The organism is Hyphomicrobiaceae bacterium (genome assembly GCA_041397645.1).
Lineage (GTDB): Bacteria > Pseudomonadota > Alphaproteobacteria > Rhizobiales > Hyphomicrobiaceae > Hyphomicrobium_B.
In genome coordinates, this window is record JAWKWE010000006.1 from 418,018 (window position 1) to 426,919 (window position 8,902).

Annotated in this window: 11 protein-coding genes; all 11 read right to left on the reverse strand. The window is 55.7% G+C overall.

All coding sequences use genetic code 11. From position 1 onward, the window contains the following. Positions 1-53: 53 nt before the first annotated feature. Positions 54-569: a DUF4304 domain-containing protein gene (locus R3D51_17880; protein MEZ5901352.1), complete on the reverse strand. Its 516-nt coding sequence runs from the start codon at positions 567-569 to the stop codon at positions 54-56. Beyond that, on the reverse strand, positions 570-1,568 hold the full coding sequence (locus R3D51_17885) for a hypothetical protein (GenBank protein MEZ5901353.1): 999 nt from the start codon (positions 1,566-1,568) through the stop codon (positions 570-572). A gap of 130 nt (positions 1,569-1,698) precedes the next feature. Further along, positions 1,699-2,070 carry a hypothetical protein gene (locus R3D51_17890; GenBank protein MEZ5901354.1) on the reverse strand — a complete coding sequence of 124 codons (372 nt, stop codon included), beginning with the start codon at positions 2,068-2,070 and terminating at the stop codon, positions 1,699-1,701. Between the two features lie 53 nt (positions 2,071-2,123). Beyond that, positions 2,124-2,693 carry a suppressor of fused domain protein gene (locus R3D51_17895; protein ID MEZ5901355.1) on the reverse strand — a complete coding sequence of 190 codons (570 nt, stop codon included), beginning with the start codon at positions 2,691-2,693 and terminating at the stop codon, positions 2,124-2,126. Positions 2,694-3,445: 752 nt separating this feature from the next. Next, a complete protein-coding gene (locus R3D51_17900; GenBank protein MEZ5901356.1) occupies positions 3,446-3,976 on the reverse strand; it encodes a hypothetical protein in 531 nt (176 codons plus the stop codon). 47 nt (positions 3,977-4,023) lie between these two features. Further along, positions 4,024-4,689 (reverse strand): hypothetical protein, encoded by a 666-nt coding sequence (locus R3D51_17905; protein ID MEZ5901357.1) that lies wholly within the window; start codon positions 4,687-4,689, stop codon positions 4,024-4,026. Positions 4,690-4,691: 2 nt separating this feature from the next. Further along, complete coding sequence (locus tag R3D51_17910; GenBank protein MEZ5901358.1) at positions 4,692-5,921, reverse strand: hypothetical protein; 1,230 nt, start codon at positions 5,919-5,921, stop codon at positions 4,692-4,694. A 171-nt stretch (positions 5,922-6,092) separates the two neighbouring features. Beyond that, the gene (locus R3D51_17915) at positions 6,093-6,485 is read right to left on the reverse strand and encodes a hypothetical protein (protein MEZ5901359.1); all 393 of its coding nucleotides are present in this window, start codon (positions 6,483-6,485) and stop codon (positions 6,093-6,095) included. A gap of 56 nt (positions 6,486-6,541) precedes the next feature. After that, the gene (locus tag R3D51_17920) at positions 6,542-6,994 is read right to left on the reverse strand and encodes a hypothetical protein (protein MEZ5901360.1); all 453 of its coding nucleotides are present in this window, start codon (positions 6,992-6,994) and stop codon (positions 6,542-6,544) included. Positions 6,995-7,107: 113 nt separating this feature from the next. Further along, positions 7,108-7,995, reverse strand: coding sequence for a pentapeptide repeat-containing protein (locus R3D51_17925; protein ID MEZ5901361.1), 888 nt, complete (start codon positions 7,993-7,995; stop codon positions 7,108-7,110). 5 nt (positions 7,996-8,000) lie between these two features. After that, the coding region (locus R3D51_17930; protein ID MEZ5901362.1) for a hypothetical protein at positions 8,001-8,902 on the reverse strand (902 nt) is incomplete at its 5' end.

Consider the following 8,902-nt stretch of genomic DNA (forward strand, 5'->3'; position numbering starts at 1 on the left):
CTTGACAGCCGACCGAGGCCTGTCGGCACCATTTCACCCTACGGCTCTTCGCGCTACGATCTACATGCTCCATCTCTCAGTTTTTGGAGATACGAGTTCCGCTGAAACTCTGTTATTCCCGGAGATTGGCCAGACATCCACAACTCCACGAGCTGATCATCTGAGATGTGTGAGCAAACATAAGGCGCGCCATACTGAACAAGAGCATTAGATAACTCTGCAGCCAGTTGATCGACGGACTCCTTTGCAGAAATCTCCCACCATTGATCCTTGAGAACTTTGGGCAGCAACATTCCCAAACGCAGACGCAGGTGCGCGTTTGCGCTGGTCGCCTTGTTGATGGACGGTTCGAACTTGTCCAACAGCTTCGCGCTTACCACAGCCAAGTTTACGGTGAAACGAAGAATACGTTCGTCGTTGGTGCGACTTTTTTGAAATTCAATTAATCCAAGATTGCCTTTGTTTATTAGACTTAGTGAGTTTCCCGATTTCTTGAAGCCAAGGGGTTTCAAAGCCATCGCGCAGACTCTGACAACCTCCAAAAGAATGTCGTTTGGTCGATCGCTCATTCATTTGCCTCGAACAATATTGACCTTGTAACCTCTTGCCACTCTAAGCCACCAATCTTTCAGGTTCTGCAAATTTGTGTAACGTGAACTGCCCAATTTCGTTTCTATCCCGCCTTGTACCTGACCCTGGTAACTCACCTCGATATCAATGAACCGCGGACCAAAGGGCGTTGCTTTGTAAACCTCCACTTCGACTGTGCGTCCTTCCGCCTCTAACCCGGCGGCAACCGCGTCACGAAACGCATTTCCCCGCAATCTGTTCATCTCTACTCGAGAATACTGGTCGCCCGATCCGCCGGCGGGTCCGGTCATATCAATTAGAAAAGCGAGAGGACCAAAAACACGACCAAGTCCCCTGAACACGTATCCGAGAGCGCCTTCTGCCGTGGCAGCTTCCCCGGCTGCACCTTCAAGTGCAGGGCCGCCGTTGTGGCCCATACCGGGGCCTCCACCCTCCGCATTATACAACTGCGCAAACGCACCTGTGATGGCGCCGTTAGCGAACTTGCCGCCGGAGAGGACGGATGCGGTGCCGCCGGCGACAGCTGCGACGGCAGTGCGTTCCGCGATGTACTCGGGATTGCCGTCGCCCGAGTGGCCCATGACTCCGGATGAGTCCATGAGCAGGCTCGACCCTGCTGCGACTGCGCCGGTGAGCGCACCTGTTTCGAACGATCCGCCTTGCGCGACCGAGACCGCGCCGCCGACAACCGCATGCAGACCGACCTTGACCGCCGCAGAGAGCGCCCTGTCGGCAATGCCCCCGATGATCTGATGGATCCCGGAATACGCACCTATCTGCACGAAGGAGATCGCCGCCCCTATGAGGGCTTGTTTGATCGATCCGCCCGCCGCCAGGGTGAGCGCAGCTCCCGCCGCCGCACATCCGATCGGTCCTGTCGTGGCACAGGCCACGATCTGCAGGATAGCTCTGCCTATGGACGACCGTGCGATGGCTTTGGCGGCATGCGCAAACGCGCGACCGATGCCTCTGAACACACTGCCGATGGCCTAAGGCCTAAACTTGCATGAGACCGGGCCAACTAGCACGACGCGCCGAGAACAAGGCGTCGTCATCAAACTGTTCGTTGCCCATTCCGGCGCACGGGTTCAACGATGCAAGCAAAATTCAAGTCATCATGCCCACCGCAATAACCTTTGCGCCCTCATGCAATTCAAATTTGCTGCCTTTCAAAAGAAAGCCATGAGGAGCACTAGCAGAAAGAAACTGCACGAAGACGTCTTGCTCTCCTCGATCATCCGGCCATGCCACAGGTTGCACCACTAGACTCCATGCGTCCTCTGTCCAATTATCTCCTTGCTGGTCAAATTTTGCTACCGTACTGAACCGGGCTCCGCGCGGGGAAATGTTGTTTTTCCCAGTCGGAATTAGCCACTGCAATCGAGCATTCTTCTGCAGCATCAATAAATACTCCGGCTCCGACTTGACCGCTGGTGCCGCCGTCGAGTTCGGCGAGGGCTCTGTTGCCCACTTGATCATCGCAATACCGGCAGCAAATAGCTCTACCCGCAGTGCGCTAGTAGCTCAGCTATCTATTTCACCCAGGACTTTCTGCGGAATTCGAAAAGATCTGGTTTTCTAATTAGAATTTCTTTCATGAACGCCGCTGGTCCTGCGCGCTTAACATAGTTTGCTTCTTCCGAAGTAATAGGTAACAATCCAATAAATTTAACCTCGCCTAATTTTTTGTTTCGAAATAGCCCGACGCCCGGTATCAGGCTGTCCGCGTCCAAAGCGAGAAACGCGGATACGGTAGAACCCTCAAACAGTATTCCTCTGGGTCCCAAGACCTGACCAACGGACAACGCCGTACCGGAGTCGACCACTTCGGATGCGACTTGTTGAACTATCCCTGGCGCGTTCTTAAAGTTGCTTGCTCCCAGAAAAAGTAGCAGCTCTTGACGAACACTTTGCCCTGAATTTCGCAGAGGCACCGAACTCAATCCCAACGTTGCAAGCGTCGTTGCCGAGCCCTCTGTGCGTCCACTTAGTTGCACGATCTGGAAAGGCCATCTTTCACCCACTTGTTGTCCATTCCAGCCGCGCTGTATCGGTCCAACGAAACCTTCAAGATGTTCGACCAGGGTAGCTTGAGTTCGCATCAACCGCTCTTTCAATACAATTCGGGAGGTTCGAATTTCGGGTTGCCACCGCCGCCGCCTCGCAATCGCTGCAAACCTTCCACACCTGCGCCTGCAGCGCTCGGGTCTCGACCGCCACCTTCCACTAGAGGTGCTCTATTGTTGAAGCGAGTGTCATTGTTCCCACCAGACCGATTGCATTGTATGCATTCACCCTCCACCCCAACATTGTAGTTTCTAATTACATCGTTGCGTGTAGTGTCATCAGGGAAACTTCTATTCGACCAAGAACCGCCCTCGCCCTGATGGCTCAAGTCCCAACCATTTGGATTGCCACGCGACTGACCTTTGGTTGGGTCACCATAGACTTCGCTACCGCATGTCGGGCAAAGTTTACCACCAAAAAGACCATCAACCATTCGATTCCACGCGTCAACGCATCCGAAGCGCAAGGACAGGACAGCGGGTTGTTCTGCACGCCTTGGTTGGCGCGTTGCGACTCCGCTTCGCGGAGCCGGGCGCAACGCGCGGCTCTAAGCGCTTCCGGCCGGCTCTCCGCAAGGAGAGTCGGAAGCGCAATCAACGCATAGGCATTGAAGGCCTGGAAGTTTGTGATGTCCTGCACGAACGGATCGGCGGAGCGCGGATGCAGCGTGGGCATCCGGAGCGCGCACTAAAATGGAAGCGGCCGATGTCGGCGTCATAGACGCGCCCGTTCATGTGGATGAGACCAACACCTCAGCCGCGCTTCGGATGCCCACAAGCATCCGCGCTTATCGAGCTGCTCGTGGCATGTGCGTGCGGCCGGCTCGACGCAGGAGAGTCGCACGCACCTCTAAAGTATAACCGCGGGTGACCTGCGAGAGCTGCCAGTTGAAGGGATTGGACGGCGTATAGCTGGTCCAGTCGACCTGACGGCGCTTGCCCCAGGCATCGAACGAGTAGCTCTGCTGGATGACGCCCTGATCGTCGGCCTCGGCGGCAAGCGAGCCCAGGTGATCCTTGAGGAGGTAGCGGGTTTGCGAGACGCCCCAGGTGGCCGGTGCGCTCTCGGAGCGCATGACGACGGCGGTGCCCGCAATGTAGGCGCGCTGCGTCTTCAGACCCGATTGGGCCACCGAGACCTCAAAGCTTCCGCCCGCGATGTAATAGGTGGTCGTGGTGCCGGTCTGGTTGACATCGGTCCGCCTGAAGCGACCCCGGCCAGGGCCATACGCCAGATCGATGCTGTTGGTGCCCTTCTCGATGTGGGTTGGCATCCCGAACGCCGACCAGGTGATCGTGCGCCCGTCACCCGCCACCATGTCGCCGTTGAGGTCGTAGCTCGCCCTACGGTTCTTCGCATTGCGGACTATGCGTTTGCTTCCGCGTCAGTCCAAATACCCTCTATAATTTCCATTTCGGTTCGGCCAGGCAAATTTTGAGCCTTCCAGCTGATGCCCTTTGACGCTTGAATTGCAGCAACCGCGATTTCATCGGGATCACGTCTCTGACGTACACCTAGATAGATGATGAGCGCTGTACGCATCAAAGCGTTCACTTTGTACCAAGGAAAATCACCGACAAGTCCGACGGCGGCCGCGTAAAGACTTTCAAGGTCGGTGATTGATCGGACGCGGCTTAGCACAGCTTCTTGCAACTCCAATTTGAGTGCCTCTGCCAGTCCCTTGGCATCATATTGGGCCGTATCCAAGTACCACAACTCGTAAGAGCCGCGCGTACCGGTGAACGTCGCGACTGTTGGACATTCAGGTGAAAAGTGGAAACCTGAAAAAGCTGGTGGCCCATATTTTCTGACACACGTTGCACAGAAATGGTCGGCGCCAGGATTTCCGAACCAGAACCGATACGACAGCACATTATCGACTACTCCACCGGCGAACGGTGCTTCGACGAGTCGCAACTTGTGATAAACGTCATCATTACTCCAGTCGCCCTTATATTCGTATCGACGAACTTCACCATATCCGAGTTCTGACAATTCGCGAGAGATCACGGCGCGGTCGTTTGCACTCAATCTCACTTGCTACAGCCCTTATAACCACACGTCTGCAATTCAACGCCGGCAGCTTTCAATCTCGACTCCAGTTTAAATCCAGACCAACCGGCTTCCAATGTCGATATGAACCCAACTCCATAATAGGCGGGTCGACTCACAGATAGTCCTGTCGTTGTGCGCCCTCCTAACAACTGAACGGCGACATCCTTGTCGACTTGGTGTGGGTCCAGCCGAAGGTCGTTGCTAACCGAAGTCTTGACTTCAATTCCAACAATGGCCCCTTGGGGATCTTGCACGAGAAGATCATAAAATCGGGGCGTATCAAAGCCAGCCACATACGTCGCAATCTCAGCGCCTGGTTCGGTCAGCACCTTCCATCCAGGCAGGCTATTATAATATTCCGAAGCTTGGCGCACGCCATCTAGATGCTGCTGTCGAATTTTCTTATACCACTCCGGGCCAGCTTCAGCATTATACAGCTGCGCGAATGCACCTGTGATGGCACCGTTAGCGAACTTGCCGCCTGAGAGCACCGAGGCCGTACCGCCTGCGACGACGGTCGCGGTGAACTGACCGGCTTCACCCAGTCCGCCGGAGATCTCGCCGACGCCGCCCGCGACCGCACCGGACATGAACCCGCTGACGAACGAGCCGCCCTGGGCCATCGAGATCGCACCGGAGACCACGCCGTGCGACAAGGCGGTGCCGACGGGCCCCGTGCCGGAGAGGACCACCGCGTCGCCGACCTTACCCCAAATGTCGATGATGCCGCCGTTACTCGCACCGACTTGCACGAATGCCAAAGCTGCGGAAATAAACGCCTGCTTGAGTGTTCCGCCTGCGAGCAAAGTGAGCCCCGCCGCCGCTGGCGCGCACGTAAACGCAGCCGCGGGATTGGCACAGGCCACGATCTGAAGGATCGCTCTTCCTATTGATGATCTAGCGATGGCTTTAGCGGCATGAGCAAAGACACGACCGATACCTCTGAACACACTGCCGATGGCCTTGAACAGGCCCTTGAGGAAGAAGCCTGAAGGGTCGGTGACGCGCGGATGCGGGTGGGCATCCGAAGCGCAAGAACAGGACAGCGGGTTGCTCTGCACGCCTTGGTTGGCGCGTTGCGACTCCGCTTCGCGGAGCCGGCCGCAACGCGCGGCTCTAAGCGCTTCCGGCCGGCTCTCAGCAAGGAGAGTCGGAAGCGCAATCAACGCATAGGCGTTGAAGGCCTGGAAGTTTGTGATGTCCTGCACGAACGGATCGGCGGAGCGCGGATGCAACGTGGAATGCGTAACAAGAATTTCCTCGGCGCGGTTAAAATCACCAAACGCGCCGCCACTGATCGCCAGCCCTCCACTCCTCTCTTATCCCGCTCCGTTGTGGAAATACGTTCTGCCCTCGCCGAGGGTGCGTAATATCCTGAACTAAGGGATGTAATCGGGTACTAATGGCAAGTCGGCCGGATATCTCATCATTTCATTCCTCTCAACAACCCCGAGACGATAAATGTTTACGAGTTCCGGAGTACGCCAGTCATTGCGACAAGACATCTCCACTCCGTTATCGAAATGCAGTGTAAATACCTGATCATCCATCAATGCTTGCGAGGAAGATACGCCAATAAGTGGCCATAATACGTTTAAATCACCACTCCGCTCCCACATGTCAAACTCAATCAATACATCTGTGGAGGGTGGGGTCAATTTAAATTCTGAGAAGGCAATCGCGTGAGACGCGAAAAACATTCGAAGATACTGCAATTCGACAGATATCGAGACCAGCTCTTCTCCAATCTTATAGACCTTCATTTGTGTCATTGCGGATTCCTCTATACGAATAGGTTTATGGGGATGTTTGAATAGGTTTAAGAGGATTAACCGGATAGTGCGCAAAGTCTGATTTGTCCGGCACCGGCTTCCCAGTTACGGGAGAAATGGGTTGTCGCGATGCATTGAATACACGGAAATAGGGTAATCGAAGTCCCCGGGGGTGGCTCGGTGCTCGTCCAGTCCGCATTATACAACTGCGCAAACGCACCTGTGATGGCACCGTTGGCGAACTTGCCGGCGGAGAGGACGGAGGCTGTGCCGCCGGCGACAGCTGCGACGGCAGTGCGGGCTGCAACGTTCTCAGGCACACCATCGCCCGAGTGGCCCATGAGACCGGAGCTGTCCATGAGCAGGCTCGATCCAGCCGCGACTGCGCCGGTGAGCGCACCTGTTTCAAACGATCCGCCTTGCGCGACCGAGACCGCGCCGCCCACAACCGCGTGCAGGCCGACCTTGACCGCCGCAGCGATTGGATTGCCCGGTTTGCAATACCCCACGTGATCTGACCGATCGGCACGTACGCGCGCATCCTATAATAAAGATTGCGCAGCACGCATGCGGTGGAGCGAGCAATCCCGCTCCAGGCTCGCACGCCATCCGGCCCTTGTGCTTAAGAAGGTCTAATTGCGGTTCGAGTACGCATCAGTTCGTAAAGTTCGTCAGCGAGTTTCGGCGTATTCAGGATTTCGAGGTCGTCTCTGTTTACTATCTGCTTAGTCTGGGATTTCAGATGCTTTACCTGGAAATACTCGCGGATACCATCCAGCAATCGCGGCTGCGAGGTGAGTTGCCCTTCCAATGAGACCAGACCGGCAACATCGCCAATGAACGAACTCCCGTCTACAGGCATTTGCACGTTTTCAATTGTGCAGCCATCCTTACACCCGACAAACCGCAGCCTCGCGTTTTCAAACGAGACATCATGCAGTCCACTTCGTAGCGGCGAACCCAGCCAATTTATATAGGGGTATAATAATCCATGGCCGTTAAATTCAACGGCGTCAACGTCCCCGACAAAAGAGCAGTTCCAGAATCCTGCTGCCCAAAATCTGATCCTTCGCCAGTCGCGACCTTGGAAGCTGCAATTCTCGAATATGAGGTTTACGGGGCTGCATTCCGCGGTTTTCACACCGTCGAAAACGCAACGTCGCATTGTTGTCCCGAACACTCCCAGAAGGGCCCGGCGAAAATCCGCTCCGGAAAAATCACAATCTGTGTACTCGCATTTTTTGACGTAGAGTCTCACGAGATTGGCATTCTTGAAAGCGCAGTTCTCGAAACGGCAGGCGATGAATCTAGCGCGCGTCAAGTTGCTATACGAAAAATCGACGTTCTCGAACGTGGCATTCTCGAATGAGCGCCCATCGGCAGTGGCCCCCCGGAAATCAGCCGCACCGGTCGTTGTAAATCCAAACGGCGAGACGGAACAGAGATCGGAGTTCACCCCGCACCATCTAGCTTTAAGGAACTTGCCATCGGTTTGTGAGGCTTTCCGCATTGCGACTAATATATCTCCTTTCGCTTTGGATAGCATGTTGAGGGATTGGCTTGGCAGAATGTATCAAACTGTCTGCCAGTGATGATGTCAATTATTGCTCCCACGACACTCAACACGTTGGCCGCCTTAGACAGAGCACGAGACGTATTGATGTGGAAGAGATTCAAGCTACCATACTTCGCTACCTTCGTCGGCCACTGGCCGGTGGTGGTCATTTCATACCGGTAACCTGTAGCAGGGTCCGTCAAATCCACTCCTCCGTTTATTCTACCCGTCAACCGACCTAACAATGGATCATCTACTATCGCGTCGCGGACGGCCGCGTCGATATTGTAGCCTCGGTGCATTGCACGACGCCAAGGTTTGGTCTTTTGAGCAGCTAGCTGATCGTCAGAAAATGCCGCATCCCCTGCAGCATCGATTTTTTTTATGGCATCGTCGGCAACTGCCTGGAGCTTCTGCTGGACTTCATCAACTGCCTCCGCATTATACAGCTGCGCAAACGCGCCTGTTATTGCGCCGTTAGCGAACTTGCCACCTGCGAGGACGGAGGCGGTGCCGCCGGCAACGGCTGCAACGGCGGTGCGTTCCGCGATGTACTCGGGATTGCCGTCGCCCGAGTGGCCCATGACTCCGGATGAGTCCATGAGCAGGCTTGAACCTGCTGCGACTGCGCCGGTGAGCGCACCTGTTTCAAACGATCCGCCTTGCGCGACCGAGACCGCGCGGATGTGGGTGGGCATCCGAAGCGCAAACAAGATGTGCCGTTGGCGGAACCTGAGTTCGTGATCACCCGCCCGCGCTCCGATCGTCGCACATCCTTCCATGCGCGACGTGAATCGGCAGCGCAACGCAACGAGCGAGCTGCTCGCGGCCCCCCGCGCGCGCAGGCGCGCAAAACAGCAAG